Genomic DNA, 14,422 nt, shown 5'->3' with positions numbered 1-14,422 from the left:
GGAACGGTTGAAAATGCGGCGCCAATCGCCCGAGCCTCTGCCGAATTCCCCGCATCCCTGCGAAAAACGCTTCGAATTTGACCACTTCCGGCAATTGCAGCCACCGATTGCCAACAATGGTGGCAATAAGACGAACTCGCGACTAATGGGAGGCGCAACGAATCTCCGCATCAGGACAGGCAGCCCGATCCCATGCGCATTGCGATTGCTTCAGACCACGCCGCCGTCGACCTCAAGGCGACACTGCGTGAATATCTCATCGAACTCGGCCACGAGGTCGCCGATCTCGGCCCCGAAACCGCCGACCGCGTCGACTATCCCGACTACGGCTACAAGCTGGCCTCGGTCGTCGCCGACGGCACCGCGCAGTTCGGCGTCGCGCTCTGCGGCTCCGGCATCGGCATCTCGATCGCCGTCAACCGCGATCCCGCCTGCCGCTGCGCGCTCGTTTCCGAGCCGCTCTCGGCTGCCCTCGCCCGCGAGCACAACGATGCCAACGTCATCGCCATGGGCGCGCGCCTGACCGGCGAAGACATGGCCAAGGCCTGCCTCGATGCCTTCCTTTCGGCCGAGTTCGGTGGCGGACGCCACGCGGGCCGCGTCGAAAAGCTTTCCAACCCCGTCTTCTGAAACGGAGAGACCCGAACATGACTGTAGACACCGCCATCCGTTCCGCCGGTTTCTTCACTGACGGCGTTGCCCAGAGCGACCCCGCCGTCGCCAAGGCCATCGGCCACGAACTCGGCCGCGAGCGCAAGCAGATCGAACTGATCGCCTCGGAGAACATCGTCTCCAAGGCCGTGCTCGAAGCGCAGGGCTCGGTGCTGACTAACAAGTACGCCGAAGGCTACCCCGGCAAGCGCTACTACCAGGGCTGCGAGCCTTCGGACGAAGTCGAAACGCTGGCCATCGAACGCGCCAAGCAGCTGTTCGACTGCCAGTTCGCCAACGTGCAGCCCCACTCGGGCGCGCAGGCCAACGGCGCCGTCCTTCTGGCGACCGTGAAGCCCGGCGACACCATCATGGGCATGAGCCTCGATGCCGGTGGCCACCTTACGCACGGCGCCCGCGCCGCGCTTTCGGGCAAGTGGTTCAAGGCCGTGCAGTACGGCGTGACCAAGGACACCCACCTGATCGACTACGATGAGGTCGAGGCCCTCGCCAAGGAACACCAGCCCAAGCTCATCATCGCCGGTGGCTCCGCCTATCCGCGCGTGATCGACTTCAAGCGCATGCGCGAAATCGCAGACGCTGTTGGCGCGCTGTTCCAGGTCGACATGGCGCACTTCGCCGGTCTTGTTGCCGCCGGCCTGCACCCCTCGCCCTTCCCGCACGCGCACATCGCCACCACCACCACGCACAAGACGCTGCGCGGTCCGCGCGGCGGCATGATCCTCACCAATGACGAGGCGCTGGCCAAGAAGATCAACTCGGCGGTCTTCCCCGGCCTTCAGGGCGGTCCGCTGATGCACGTCGTCGCCGCCAAGGCCGTTGCCTTCGGTGAAGCGCTGCGTCCCGAGTTCAAGGACTACGCCGAGCGCGTGATCGAGAACGCCAAGGTTCTGGCCGAAACCCTCAAGGAGCGCGGCGCCGCGATCGTTTCGGGCGGCACCGACACCCACCTCGCGCTGATCGACCTCTCGCCGCTTGGCGTGACCGGCAAGGATGCGGACGAGGCGCTGGAACGTGCGGGCATCACCTGCAACAAGAACGGCATCCCCTTCGATCCGCTGCCGCCGATGAAGACCAGCGGCATCCGCGTGGGTTCGCCCGCCGGCACCACCCGCGGTTTCGGCCCGGAAGAGTTCCGCGAAATCGGCAACATGGTCGCCGACGTGCTCGACGGCCTTGCCAAGTGCGGCGAAGCGGGCGACGCTCAGGTGGAGCAGAACGTGCGTGCGCGCGTTGAGGCTCTGTGCGATCGTTTCCCGATCTACGAGGACTGATTCAGGAGCCTTAGTGCCATGACCGACCCGAACCGCCCCAACGATACCGGTGATTTCATCGCGGACGCTCGCCACGAGCTTGCCGGGATGCTTCAGGATGGCCTCGACCATCCCTCCACCAAGCCGGTGCTCGCCTGGGGCGCGGCCGGGGCGGTCGCGGGCCTCGTGCTCCCGTTCGTCTCGATCCCGCTCGGCCTTGCGGTCGGTGCGGGATACCAGTTCTACAAGCGCGTACGTCCCTGAAAGTTCTTGAAGTCTTGCCTGATACTTTGAAAGTAACTGCCTGAATGCGCTGTCCTTTTTGCGCCCACGATGATTCCCAGGTCAAGGACAGCCGCCCGACCGAGGACAATACCGCGATCCGTCGTCGCCGTCAGTGTTCCAGCTGCGGCGCACGGTTCACGACCTTCGAACGCGTCCAGCTTCGCGAGATCACCGTCGTCAAAAGCGACGATACCCGCGAGCCGTTCGACCGCGCCAAGATCGAGAAATCGGCCACGCTCGCCTGCCGCAAGCGCGGGATCGAGCGGGAGAAGATCGACCAGCTCGTCTCCGGCGTGCAGCGCCAAGTCGAGACTCTCGGCGAATCCGAGGTCTCTTCGCGCGAGATCGGCGAGATGGTGATGGAAGGTCTGCGCCAGCTCGATTCGGTCGCCTATATTCGTTTTGCCTCGGTCTACCGCGCCTTCAACGAAGCGCGCGATTTCGAGGAATTTGCCGGGACGGTGCGCGATGTCGCAGGTCCGGGCGCCATGGAAGGTCGCAGCGATGACTGACGTAAAGAAACCGGTCATCGTACTGGTCCGCCCGCAGCTGGGCGAGAACATCGGCAAGGCCGCCCGCGCCATGCTCAACTTCGGCCTGACCGAGATGCGCCTCGTCGCCCCGCGCGACGGCTGGCCCAATCCCTCGGCCGGTCCTGCCGCTGCCGGTGCCGACACCGTGCTCGAACACGCCGAAGTCTTCGAGACGCTGGCCGAGGCGGTCGCCGACTGCGGCAATGTCTACGCCACTACCGTGCGCAAGCGCGGTGTCACCAAGCCGGTCGTCACGCCCGAGCAGGCTGCGCGCGAAGTTCATGAGGCGCAGGGCCGCTCGGCTTACGTGTTCGGCCCCGAACGCTCGGGTCTGGAAACCGAAGACGTTGCGCTGGCCCGCGCGATCCTGACCGTTCCGATCAATCCGGAGTTCGCCTCGCTCAATCTGGCGCAGGCGGTGATCCTCTGTTCCTACGAATGGTCGAAGGGCGCCGCCCGCTCCGGCGAACTCGCCCAGCCGACCGTCGAGGAACTGCTCCCCCCTGCCCCGCAGGAAGAATTGGAAGGCCTTATCAGCCACTTCGAGCAACTGCTCGAACCCAAAAACTATTTCTGGCCCGAAACGCGCGCGGCAGCCAACCGGCTGACCTTGCGCAACCTGCTGACGAAGCCGGGCTGGAATCACCTCGAAGTGCGCACCCTTCGCGGTGTGCTCTCTGCCCTCGGAAACGAGCGTCGCCCGCGGAGTTGAGTTTTTTGCCCCGGCTCACGCCGGTGCCGCAGGAATTCGCTTGTGGCGAATTCTTCAAAAAGCCCAGTCTTGCTTGACATTCCTGACCGAGCCCGTATGGGGCACCCCTTCACATGGCGCCTGCCTTCTTGACAGGTCCGTCCATTCGGCCCCGCACCCCGGTGAAGCGGCGGCCGCATTCCGCGAAATAGGCGGAATGGTGCGCCCCGGGAAAACATGGACCGCATCCACAGTGGATGCGGCAGCAGAAAAGGAGACGACATATGTCGAAGCGTAAAAGTGCCAAGTATAAACTCGACCGCCGCATGGGCGAGAACATCTGGGGGCGCCCCAAGAGCTCGGTCAACCGCCGCAGCTACGGCCCGGGCCAGCACGGCCAGCGCCGCAAGGGCAAGCTGTCGGACTACGGTCTGCAGCTGCGCGCCAAGCAGAAGCTCAAGGGCTACTACGGCGACGTGACTGAGAAGCAGTTCAAGGCTACCTACCAGGAAGCCTCGCGCATGAAGGGCGACACCGGCCAGAACCTGATCGGCCTGCTCGAACAGCGCCTGGACATGGTGGTGTACCGCTCGAAGTTCGCTCCGACCATCTTCGCGGCTCGTCAGATCGTTTCGCACGGCCACATCCGCGTGAACGGCGTGAAGTGCAACATCGCTTCGCGTCGCATCCGCGTCGGCGACGTCATCAGCCTGGGCAACAAGGCCAAGGAAATGGCGCTGATCATCGAAGCCCAGAACCTCCCCGAGCGTGAAGTCCCCGACTACGTCGCTCAGGACGGCACCGACAAGGTGACCTTCGTCCGCGTCCCGACGCTCGACGAAGTGCCTTACCCGGTGAAGATGGAACCGAACCTGGTCGTCGAGTTCTACTCGCGCTAAGTATCGGGTCCTCGGACCAGAAAAACGGAAAGGGCGGCCCCGCAAGGAGCCGCCCTTTTTGCTTGTGCGATGAAGCCCGGAAAAATGCGCCGAAACGAACGATCTGTCAGGGAACCGACATGGTTGCGCGGCATTGGGTCAGCATGAATCGCTTTCGTTTCGTTACCCCGCACCGCACCGGCAAATGGTATGCCACTCTCGAACTGGCGCAGCGTTTCGCCGCGCAGATCGGAGCCGGATTCCTAGACCTGCGCAGCGGCAACTTCATCGCCTATCCAGGAACCCGGCTGGAGGTATCCCGCTAACCTCCCGCCGCGACGGGAATGGCTGCCGGCATTCCCATCACCTTCCGTAGGAAGGTATCGGTATCGCCCAGCAGGCGCGTACGCGCATCCGTGTCGTCGAGCTGATGATCGAGCCCCGGGAACTGTACAAACTCAACCGACTTGCCCGCATCGCGAAGACGCTTGTCCATGAGCTGCGACTGGCCGATTTTCACGTTCTCGTCCATGTCGCCATGGAACAGCAGGACCGGAACCGTAATCCTGGCAGCGTTCTGCGCGGGTGATCCGGCATTGATATGAGGCCCTTCGCCGATCTGGCGGTTGACCAGAGAGAATATCGTGTAATCGCGGCTGTCCTCACGCAGTTGCTCGAGATCGGTTACCGGCGCCACCGCAACGATCGCCTTGAACAGTCCCGGCTCGGTGACGCCCGATTGCAGCGCCGCGTAGCCACCATAGGACCAGCCGACGATCGCCAGCTTGTCCTTGGCAGCAATACCCTGCCCGATCAGCCAGCGCCCGGCGTCGTCGATATCACCGATCGCGTTACGCCAGGATTGGAAACCGTTCTTCATCAGCCAACTGCCGCCAAACCCTGACGAGCCGCGATAGTTGGGCTGAAACACCGCATAACCCTGATGCGCGAAATATTGGACGAGCCAATCGAAGCCCCATTGGTCACGAGCACTGGGTCCGCCATGCGGCATGACAATGGCAGGCAGGTTGCGCCCGTCGCTGCCCGGCGGAAGTGTCAGGTAGGCAGGAACCATTGTGCCGTCAGCGGCAGCAAAACTAACAGGCTTCATCGGCGCCAGCTTCATGTCCGCGATCTGCGGCCGCACCGATACGACTTCGTTCAGGCTGTGCGCCGCCTTGTCGAACAGATAGATCGTACCCGGATTGACGTCGCTGGTTGCCATCAGCAACAGTTTGCTTTCGTCCGCGCTGGCATCGAGAACGCCCAGAGACGTGTTCGCAGGCAATGCCTTGCGCAGGGCCGCCATGAGCTTCACCAGATCGGGATCGAACAGCACTTCATGGCGATAATCGTCAGCATAACTGGCACCCACGACGCGCTGGTCCCTGCCGATCCGGATCAGCCCATCCACATCGACGCCATCATGGGAAACCACCAGTTCGCGGGCCATGCTGCCGTCCAGCTTGATCCGGAACAGAGATTCAAAGCCATCTTTATCATCGAAACCGTAAGCGACGTTCAGGCCGGGATCGACAGCCACGGGATTGAACCCCTGCGCGCGGGTGCCATCGATGCGCAACTTGCTCAAGGTCTCCCACGCACCGCTGCCCGGTTTACGGTAGACATATTCGATCGACGAACCCGCAGAGCCATTGGGGCCATCGGGTTGCAGCCCCATCAAGCGCACATTGCCTTTGCCATCGGTGATGTATTCGACAGCACTCTTGCGCGGCACCTCGACGACACGACGGCTCAACGTGGATGCATCGAGGCGATCGACGCCTAACCCCTCGCGCGTTTCCGCTAGTCGGGTGTTGATCGATTTCTCAGGTACGAAATCACGGGTCACCAGCACTTCGCCGGGCTTTCCGCCGTTGAAATCGATCAGGTTTCCACCGTCCTGGGTAAAGCCCTGCTCGCGAAATACCGACTGCTGGCGAAACAGCACTTTCACATTCGCGCCGCTGCTGTCTATCGCCAACATTCGCTGGAAAGTGCCGAGCATATTGGCCAATTTCATGGTCACGGTCATGTTGCAGATCAGGCGGCTGGCCGAAATCCAGTTGCATTGCCGCAGATGCTCGCCGCCCCCCGCGCTTGTCAGAATGACTTTCGGCTCGCCTCCAGCAACCGGAACGACATAGAGCACTTCCCCGCGCGGGTTGCGCGACGAGATAAAGGCCACCTGCGTCCCGTCGGGCGAGAGGCTGATCTGTCGCACATCCTCTCGGGCGCCGAACAGGCTTGCGGCATCGGCCGCCCATGCATCACCCGATGCGCAGGCCCCGACAAGCGCCAGCGCCATGGCCGATGCCATCGGACCATGCCTCCAAGATACTCGCATATTTCCCCCTGATCTCAGAATGTCAGGCGAAAATTATGTGAAGCGCTCCAAACACTGGCAAGGCTCTGAGGCGATTAAAGAAAGTTAACGGGAAAAGTAATCCGCGCGGAACTGGCGGGTGAACGCTGCAAACCGGCTTTCGGCAATGGCATCGCGCATGGCCTGCATGAGTTGCTGGTAGAACGAGATATTGTGCTCGGTCATCAGCATCGCACCGAGGATTTCGCCCGAGCGCACGAGGTGGTGCAGATAGGCTCTGCTGTAGGTACCGCAAGTCGGACACTTGCAGCGTTCGTCGAGCGGGCTGTTGTCCTCGGCATGGCGGGCATTGCGCAAGTTGAGCGGGCCGTTCCAGGTGAAGGCCTGACCGTTGCGGCCCGAGCGGCTGGGCAGCACGCAGTCGAACATGTCGACCCCGCGCTCCACTGCGCCAACGAGATCGTCGGGCTTGCCCACACCCATAAGGTAGCGCGGACGATCGGCGGGAAGCTGACCGGGTGCGAATTCCAGCGTCGAGAACATCGCCTCCTGCCCCTCGCCCACCGCAAGACCACCGATCGCATAGCCGTCGAAGCCGATGTCGATCAGCGCGTCGGCCGAAGCCTTGCGCAGGCCTTCGTCCAGCGCGCCCTGCTGGATGCCGAACAGCGCCGAATTGGCGGCATGCTCGCCGCCGCTGTCGAAGCCATCACGGCTGCGCTTGGCCCAGCGCATCGACATTTCCATCGAGCGCGCGATCACGTCGCGCGGCTGATCGATCTTGGGGCATTCGTCGAAGCACATGACGATGTCGGAGCCGAGCAGGCGCTGGATCTCCATCGAGCGCTCGGGCGTTAGCAGGTGGCGCGATCCGTCGAGGTGGCTGGCGAAGGTCACGCCGTTCTCGGTGATCTTGCGCAAGTCCGACAGGCTCATGACCTGATAGCCGCCACTGTCGGTCAGGATCGGGCGGTCCCAGTTCATGAACTTGTGCAACCCGCCCAGCCGCGCGACGCGCTCGGCGCCGGGGCGAAGCATCAGGTGATAGGTATTGCCGAGCAGGATGTCGGCGCCGGTGGCGCGCACGTCCTGCGGCTTCATCGCCTTCACGGTGGCAGCGGTACCGACCGGCATGAAGGCGGGCGTGCGGATTTCGCCGCGGCGCATCTTGATCGTGCCGGTGCGGGCCTTGCCGTCGGTGGCATGGATGGAGAATTCGAAACGGGGGTTCATGCCCCGCCCGTTACAGACTTCAGAAGCCGTAGACCAGCGAGAAGCGCGAGATCGTGTCGGTGCGCAGCGATCCGTCCGGCGGCGAAGTTTCGTGCTCGATCGAATAGGACATCCGCGCCTTCAAGCCTTTGGCCATGCCGGCTTCGAGGCCGGTCGCCGAAGTGAAGGTACTGTTGCCGGTCTCGACATAGGACGAGGCATCCTGCGTCAGCTTGATCGTCGGGCTTATCTGCCAGTCGAAATCGACCGAAGTCAGCGCCGACCAGGTCGTCTCCCTGGGCACGGTGACATAGCGCGTGCGACGAAGCGCCGGGCCGACTTCCATCGACAGCGTCACGTTGTCGCGCTTGAGGATGCGATAACCGAGACCGCCCGAGAGCGAGTAACGATCGAGGAAGCCCTGGATGCGATCCTTCTCGTATTGCATGCGGCCATACGTGAAGAGGCCGTCGTTCAGGGTGTAACGCGGCTGGTAGCTGGCGCCGTACTGCTCGCGCGAGACAACGCCGCGATCCTTCTGATAATCGGCATTGAGCTGGACCGTATGCTGCCAGTTGAGGCCCTTGCGGTCGAGCTTGACCGCGCCGGTATAGCCGAAATTGCTGGTATTGCCAGTCGCTCGGAATGCGCCGAGCTCGACCTTGCCGGTCCAGAGTTCCAGCAGCGCGGCGCGGCGGATGCGCTCGCGTTCGGCGTTGGCCTTGTCCGCGATTTCCTGGGCGTTCGCGTCGAGGAAGGCCTGATGGATCGCGCGGATCTCATCCTTGTCGTAAGGCTGCGTCGAGATCGCCGCCTTTACCACGGCCCCGACGACGGAAGAATCCTTCGTCTTTACAGCGGCTTCGATCATCGTCCTGACATTGTCCGGCAAGTGCGGCGCCGGGGCGGCGATAAAAGGCGGCGGCGCAACGTAGTCCGGCAGGACGAGGCGTATCGGCAGTTCCTCCACGGACTCCACCGGCACGACTTCCAACCCGGGAAACAGGTGGAACTCGAACGCGTCGAACTGGTTCGACGGGAGAACCTGAGCCTGTGCGGGAAGCGCCGCAACCAGAGAAGAGGCACCCAACGAAACAACAAAACGCATTGTCATGAAACGATATTACCCACTCAGGCGCGCAGGCGCCAGCCCGTGCGGAAGATCCAGGCGATGACTGCGACGCAGAGGGCAAGGAAGCCCAGCGTCATGCCCAGCGAAAGACCGATCGGAAAATCGGAACTGCCGTAGAAGCACCAGCGCAGTCCGTTCACCAGATAGACCACCGGATTGGCCATCGCCACCGAGCGCCAGGGCTCGGGCAACAGGTCGATCGAGTAGAACGTGCCACCGAGGAATGTGAGCGGAATGATGAACAGCACCGGAACGATGCCGAGCTTCTCGAAGCTGTCCGCCCAGATGCCGAGAATGAAGCCGAGAAGTGAAAAACTGGCTGAAACCAGAAGGATAAAGCCAAGAGCGTAGAATGGATGAGCGATCGTATAGTCCACGAAGAAGGTTGCGGTTATCAGGATGATAGCCGCCAGAATCAGGGACTTGGTAGCCGCAGCTCCCACGAAACCTATCAGTGTCTCAGCCACTCCGACCGGCGCGGAAAGCAATTCGTAGATCGCGCCGGTGAAGCGCGGCATGTAGATACCGAAACTGCCGTTGGAGGTGCTTTCGCTGAGCAGGGTCAGCAGCAGCAGGCCCGGCACGATGAAGGCGCCGTAATTCACGCCGGCCATGCCCGAATCCATCTTGCTGCCGATCGCGGCACCGAACACGACGAAGTAGAGCGTCGTCGTCAACACTGGCGCCAGGATCGACTGCATGGCAGTGCGAAGCGCGCGCACGACCTCGCGCTTGTAGATGGTCCAGGCGCTGCGTGCGTTGAAGGCGATCATGCCGCCGCTCCTTCCAGAAGATCGACGAAGATGTCTTCGAGGCTCGATTCGCGGATGTCGATCGAAGTGTAGTCGATCCCGTTCGCCGCGAGGTCCTTGGTCAGCCGGGCAACCTCGGCCTTGCCGCCACCCGCACCGTCGCCGCCCCGATAGAGCAGCTCCTGTCCGCCATTCGCGAGCGTGAGATTGTAGGCCGCCAGCACCTCGGGAACGACGGCAAGCGGCGTGGCGAGGCCGATATGCGCCTCGGTGCGTCCCAGCCGCTTCATCAGCGAGCGGGTTTCCTCGACCATGCGGATGCTGCCCGCCTGGATGATGCCGACGCGGTCGGCCATTTCCTCGGCTTCCTCGATATAGTGCGTGGTAAGGATGATCGTCGTGCCCCGGTCGCGAAGCTGGGCGATCTGCGCCCACATGTCGCGGCGCAGTTCAACATCGACACCGGCGGTCGGTTCGTCGAGGAACAGCAGATCGGGTTCGTGAGCCAGCGCCTTGGCGATCAGCACGCGGCGCTTCATGCCGCCCGAAAGCGCGCGGATCTGCGCCTTGCGCTTGTCCCAGAGGCTGAGCGCGCGCAGGATTTCCTCGATCCGCTCCGGGCTCGGAGCAAGCCCGTAGAGGCCGCGCGAATAGTTCACGGAATGGAGCACCGTCTCGAACATGTCGGTCGCCAGTTCCTGCGGGACCAGGCCGATCCTTGCCCGCAGCGAACGCCAGTTGCGGTCCATGTCCTCGCCGAAAGCCCGCATGGTGCCGCTCGTCGGTCGCACCAGCCCGCAGACGGCGCCGATCAGCGTGGTCTTGCCCGCGCCGTTCGGGCCGAGCAGCGCGAAAATCTCGCCCTTGTTGATCGTGAGGTCCACGCCCTGGAGCGCGGTGAATCCCCCGGCGTAAGTCTTGGTCAGACCGCTGATTTCGAGAATGGGTTCCATGCCCCGCGTGATGCGCGAAACCGGTGACAGTTCCAAGTCCCCTCAGGGCAAAAGAAGACTGGAATCCCCGTAGGAATAGAAGCGATACCCCTCGCCGATGGCATGGGCGTAGACTTCCTGCATCCGCTCCAGCCCCATCAGCGCCGAGACCAGCATGAACAGCGTGGACTTGGGCAGGTGGAAGTTGGTCATCAAGCCGTCGATCGCCTTGAAGCGGTAGCCCGGCGTGATGAAGATCGAGGTGTCACCTTCGAAGGGACGAATCACATCGTCCTCGCCGGTCGCGCTTTCAAGCAGGCGCAGGCTGGTGGTGCCGACGGCGATGACCCGCCCCCCCGCCGCACGCGCGGCATTCAGGCGATCCGCCGTCTCCGCATCGATGCGGCCCCATTCGGCGTGCATCTTGTGGTCTTGCGTCTCGTCCGCCTTGACCGGCAGAAAAGTGCCCGCGCCGACATGAAGCGTCAGCGTCTCGCGCCGGATGCCCGCCGCGTCGAGCCGTTCGATCAGTTCGGGCGTGAAGTGTAGTGCGGCGGTGGGTGCGGCGACGGCGCCCTTCTCGCGCGCGAACATCGTCTGGTAGTCGCTGGCGTCCTGCTCGTCGGTCTCGCGCTTGCCGGCAATATAGGGCGGCAGCGGCATGCGCCCTGCCCGCTCCAGCAGGACTTCGACCGGCTCGTCGCCCTCGAACAGCAGGGTCCAGCTGCCGTCCTCGTGGCGTTCTTCGGCAAGCGCGGTGACATCGGCGGGAAATTCGATGCGATCGCCCGCCTTCAGGCGCTTGGCATTGCGGACGAAGGCCTGCCAGCGGCGCAGGTCGATGCGCTTGTGGAGCGTGGCGCCGATCTTCGCCTCGCCGCGGCGCCCTTCGAGCTGGGCGGGAATGACGCGGGTGTCGTTGAAGACGAGGACGTCCCCGGCGCGCAGTTCGCCGGGAAGATCGCGCACGACGCGCTCAGTCATCGGCCCCTGCTCGCGGCCATGAACCACCAGCATCCGCGCCGAATCGCGCGGACGCGCGGGACGCAGGGCAATGTTCTCGGGCGGGAGGTCGAAGTCGAAAAGGTCAACGCGCATGGGGCGCCCCTCTAGAGGCGTGCTCCCTGCGCGTCATCCTTTTTCGGCTGACTCAGTTCGACTTCGAGTTCGTCAGCTGATCGGCGGTGATCTTGGCCGGAGCCGGAGCGACCGGAGCAGGCGGCGGGGCCTTGTTCTCGGACGCCAGCGAGGCCTGCACGATCTTGGTCGGGTTCTGCGGCGGCTCGCCGCGCTGGATCGCGTCGACATACTGCATGCCCGAGATCACGCGGCCGAAGTTGGTGTACTTCCGGTCGAGCGAAAAGCGCGGATAGAACACGATGAAGAACTGGCTGTTCGCGCTATTCGGTTCGTTAGTGCGCGCCATCGACACGGTGCCGCGAACGTGCGGCATCGCGTTGAATTCGGCGGTGAGGTCGGGAAGCTGCGAGCCGCCCTGCCCGGTGCCCGTCGGGTCGCCGGTCTGCGCCATGAAGCCGTCGATCACGCGGTGGAAAATCTGGCCGTTGTAGAAGCCCTGCGAGGCGAGCGTCTTGATCCGCTCGACATGGTGCGGCGCCCATTCCGGCATCAGTCGGATCGCCACGCGGCCGCCGTCCGAAAGATCGAGCAGCAGCACGTTCTCCGGCTGATGGGTCACGTCGGGATCGACGAAAGTCGGCAGCGGCGCGGCTGCGGGAGTCGGGGTCGGGTCTTCCTTCTTCTTGGCCAGGGCAGGCGTAGCCGCCAGGGCCAGGCCGATCATCGTCGCGGTAAGGGTCAGGCGAAACTTCATCGAATACTCACAGGAAGGAAGCCGTTCAGGCCCGCGGCGATAGTGCCCCGGTGCTGACGTGACAATGAATGAATTTGTCGCAAGTGGCTTTCGAGGGGTTTCAATAGTCGCCGAGCAGCCCGTTCTGGGCGATCCGGCCGACCACGTCCTCGCGGACGGCGGGGCTGACGAAGCGGGAGATATCGCCCCCGAACATGGCGATTTCCTTCACCAGCTTGGAAGCGATCGGCTGGAGACTGACATCCGCCATCAGGAACACCGTTTCGATGTTCGGGTTAAGCTGCTGGTTCATGCCCGCCATCTGGTATTCGTACTCGAAGTCGGCGACGGCGCGCAGCCCCCGGATGATGACGCTGGCGCCCTGCTTCTGCGCGAACTTCATCAGCAGCGCATTGAAACCGACGACAGTGACGTTCTCGATCCCGAGCGCCGCCACTTCGCGCTCGACCATGGCCATGCGCTCCTCGGGGGTGAAGAGCGGGTTCTTCGACGGGTTCGTCGTCACCCCGATGATAAGCCGATCGACCAGCTTGGCGCCGCGCCGGATGATATCGGCGTGCCCCAGCGTGATCGGATCGAAAGTGCCGGGATAGACCCCGATGCGTTCCCCAAGGCTCATCAATGATCCCTCTCGATGATGTAGCGCGCCACCGCGCGCAGCAGGTCGGCTTCCTTGCCGTGCTGGGCGAGATGGCCGATCGCCTGCTCCACCAGCATGCGCGCCTGATCGCGGGCGCGGTCGGGGCCGAGCAGCGAGACGAAAGTCTCCTTGCCCGCCTCGGCGTCCTTGCCCACCGCTTTGCCCGCCACCGAGGCATCGCCCTCGTGGTCGATGAGGTCGTCGGCGATCTGGAAGGCGAGGCCGATATCGCGGGCATAGCCGCGCAGATGCGCGCGCCCTTCCGGCGGCAAGCGGCCGAGGATCGCGCCCATTTCCACCGCCGCACCAAGCAACGCGCCGGTCTTGAGCTGCTGGAGCCGCGTGACCGTCTGGAGATCGAACTCGCTGGTCTCGGCCACGAGGTCCATCATCTGGCCGCCCGCCATGCCCTGCGCGCCGCTGGCATGGCCGAGCGCCTGGACGAGTTCGATGCGGGTAAAGGGATCGGCGCTGGTGGCCGGATCGCCCAGCACCTCGAACGCGAAGGCATGGAGCGAATCGCCAGCAAGAACAGCCGTCGCCTCGTCGAAGGCGAGGTGCACGGTCGGCTTGCCGTGGCGCACGGCATCATCGTCCATGCAAGGCAGATCGTCGTGGATCAGCGAGTAGACGTGGATCGATTCGATGGCGATCGCCGCGCGGATCGCCGCCTCGCGCACGACGCCGTACATCTCCGCCACCGCCGTCAGCAGAAGCGGCCTGAGCCGCTTGCCGCCGCCGATCGATGCATAGCGCATCGCCTCGACCAGCCGCGCGCGGGCATCGTCGGGCACCGGCAGCAGCGCGTCGAAAGCGCCGTCGATCTCCTCGGCGATGCGGGCGAGGCCTTCGGAGAGGATCGGGTCGGTCACGCTGACCTCACCCACGAATCAGCGATCCGCCGCGTCGAACGGCTGGGTTCCGGTCGGAACCCCGTCCGGCCCGGCGACGATGCGCTCGATCCGTGCCTGCGCGGCATCGAGCCGCTTCTGGCAATGCTGGCGCAGCGCTTCGCCGCGTTCGTAGAGCGTGATCGAATCGTCGAGCGGCACGTCGCCGCTTTCCAGACGGCGCACCACGTCTTCCAGAGCGCGCAGCGCATCCTCGAAACTCATCCCAGCGATTTCGCCGATTTCGGCACTCTTCTCAGTCATGAACCCTGCAATGAAGCCCCCGCGTTCGCCGGTCAAGGCGGGATGCGGGGCCTCGCATCGAAGCGCCTCGACGATCGGCTCGATATCGCCTCGCTTTTCCGTCTAGCGAAGCGTTCAACTCGGCGCTA

17 protein-coding genes are annotated in these 14,422 nt (G+C 63.8%); 7 read left to right on the top strand and 10 right to left on the bottom strand.

Going from position 1 to position 14,422, the window contains the following annotated elements; translation table 11 throughout:
- Nucleotides 1–192 precede the first annotated feature (192 nt).
- From rpiB to ACZ1II_RS14810, 7 genes are all read left to right on the top strand, one after another.
- The gene (gene rpiB / locus ACZ1II_RS14840; protein ID WP_159827962.1) at nucleotides 193–630 is read left to right on the top strand and encodes a ribose 5-phosphate isomerase B; all 438 of its coding nucleotides are present in this window, start codon (nucleotides 193–195) and stop codon (nucleotides 628–630) included.
- 17 nt (nucleotides 631–647) lie between these two features.
- Nucleotides 648–1,946: a serine hydroxymethyltransferase gene (gene glyA, locus ACZ1II_RS14835; RefSeq protein ID WP_465147126.1), complete on the top strand. Its 1,299-nt coding sequence runs from the start codon at nucleotides 648–650 to the stop codon at nucleotides 1,944–1,946.
- Nucleotides 1,947–1,964: 18 nt separating this feature from the next.
- Complete coding sequence (locus ACZ1II_RS14830) at nucleotides 1,965–2,189, top strand: hypothetical protein (RefSeq protein ID WP_465147125.1); 225 nt, start codon at nucleotides 1,965–1,967, stop codon at nucleotides 2,187–2,189.
- Nucleotides 2,190–2,233: 44 nt separating this feature from the next.
- Nucleotides 2,234–2,722, top strand: a complete 489-nt coding sequence (gene nrdR, locus ACZ1II_RS14825; RefSeq protein WP_147220525.1) for a transcriptional regulator NrdR — start codon at nucleotides 2,234–2,236, stop codon at nucleotides 2,720–2,722.
- Nucleotides 2,715–3,455, top strand: coding sequence for an RNA methyltransferase (locus ACZ1II_RS14820; protein ID WP_465147124.1), 741 nt, complete (start codon nucleotides 2,715–2,717; stop codon nucleotides 3,453–3,455). The genes nrdR and ACZ1II_RS14820 overlap by 8 nt, the downstream gene beginning before the upstream one ends.
- Nucleotides 3,456–3,718: 263 nt before the next feature.
- Entirely contained in the window at nucleotides 3,719–4,333 is a 615-nt protein-coding gene (gene rpsD, locus ACZ1II_RS14815; protein ID WP_086490306.1) for a 30S ribosomal protein S4, read from the top strand.
- 143 nt (nucleotides 4,334–4,476) lie between these two features.
- Complete coding sequence (locus tag ACZ1II_RS14810) at nucleotides 4,477–4,638, top strand: hypothetical protein (RefSeq protein WP_465147123.1); 162 nt, start codon at nucleotides 4,477–4,479, stop codon at nucleotides 4,636–4,638.
- On the opposite strand, the gene ACZ1II_RS14805 is transcribed toward ACZ1II_RS14810, so the two are convergent.
- The 10 genes from ACZ1II_RS14805 to ACZ1II_RS14760 form a co-directional block, all read right to left on the bottom strand.
- Nucleotides 4,635–6,632: an alpha/beta hydrolase family protein gene (locus ACZ1II_RS14805; protein WP_465147122.1), complete on the bottom strand. Its 1,998-nt coding sequence runs from the start codon at nucleotides 6,630–6,632 to the stop codon at nucleotides 4,635–4,637. The genes ACZ1II_RS14810 and ACZ1II_RS14805 overlap by 4 nt on opposite strands.
- Before the next feature lie 111 nt (nucleotides 6,633–6,743).
- Nucleotides 6,744–7,871: a tRNA guanosine(34) transglycosylase Tgt gene (gene tgt, locus ACZ1II_RS14800; protein ID WP_465147121.1), complete on the bottom strand. Its 1,128-nt coding sequence runs from the start codon at nucleotides 7,869–7,871 to the stop codon at nucleotides 6,744–6,746.
- A gap of 19 nt (nucleotides 7,872–7,890) precedes the next feature.
- On the bottom strand, nucleotides 7,891–8,964 hold the full coding sequence (locus ACZ1II_RS14795; RefSeq protein ID WP_465147120.1) for a DUF481 domain-containing protein: 1,074 nt from the start codon (nucleotides 8,962–8,964) through the stop codon (nucleotides 7,891–7,893).
- Between the two features lie 17 nt (nucleotides 8,965–8,981).
- Nucleotides 8,982–9,755, bottom strand: coding sequence for an ABC transporter permease (locus tag ACZ1II_RS14790; RefSeq protein WP_465147119.1), 774 nt, complete (start codon nucleotides 9,753–9,755; stop codon nucleotides 8,982–8,984).
- Nucleotides 9,752–10,687: an ABC transporter ATP-binding protein gene (locus tag ACZ1II_RS14785; RefSeq protein ID WP_465147118.1), complete on the bottom strand. Its 936-nt coding sequence runs from the start codon at nucleotides 10,685–10,687 to the stop codon at nucleotides 9,752–9,754. Before ACZ1II_RS14785 ends, ACZ1II_RS14790 begins: the two co-directional genes overlap by 4 nt.
- 42 nt (nucleotides 10,688–10,729) lie before the next feature.
- Entirely contained in the window at nucleotides 10,730–11,764 is a 1,035-nt protein-coding gene (gene queA, locus ACZ1II_RS14780; RefSeq protein WP_465147117.1) for a tRNA preQ1(34) S-adenosylmethionine ribosyltransferase-isomerase QueA, read from the bottom strand.
- Between the two features lie 52 nt (nucleotides 11,765–11,816).
- Nucleotides 11,817–12,500 (bottom strand): peptidylprolyl isomerase, encoded by a 684-nt coding sequence (locus ACZ1II_RS14775; RefSeq protein WP_465147116.1) that lies wholly within the window; start codon nucleotides 12,498–12,500, stop codon nucleotides 11,817–11,819.
- A gap of 100 nt (nucleotides 12,501–12,600) precedes the next feature.
- Nucleotides 12,601–13,119, bottom strand: a complete 519-nt coding sequence (gene coaD, locus ACZ1II_RS14770) for a pantetheine-phosphate adenylyltransferase (RefSeq protein WP_465147115.1) — start codon at nucleotides 13,117–13,119, stop codon at nucleotides 12,601–12,603.
- Nucleotides 13,119–14,027, bottom strand: a complete 909-nt coding sequence (locus ACZ1II_RS14765) for a polyprenyl synthetase family protein (RefSeq protein WP_465147114.1) — start codon at nucleotides 14,025–14,027, stop codon at nucleotides 13,119–13,121. The genes coaD and ACZ1II_RS14765 overlap by 1 nt, the downstream gene beginning before the upstream one ends.
- Nucleotides 14,028–14,030: 3 nt before the next feature.
- The gene (locus ACZ1II_RS14760) at nucleotides 14,031–14,294 is read right to left on the bottom strand and encodes an exodeoxyribonuclease VII small subunit (RefSeq protein WP_147220516.1); all 264 of its coding nucleotides are present in this window, start codon (nucleotides 14,292–14,294) and stop codon (nucleotides 14,031–14,033) included.
- Nucleotides 14,295–14,422: the final 128 nt, after the last annotated feature.

It is taken from the genome of Novosphingobium sp. BL-S-20, from assembly GCF_055521635.1.
The sequence above is the reverse complement of the archived record's forward strand: the minus strand, read 5'-3'. Positions and strand labels throughout refer to the sequence as shown.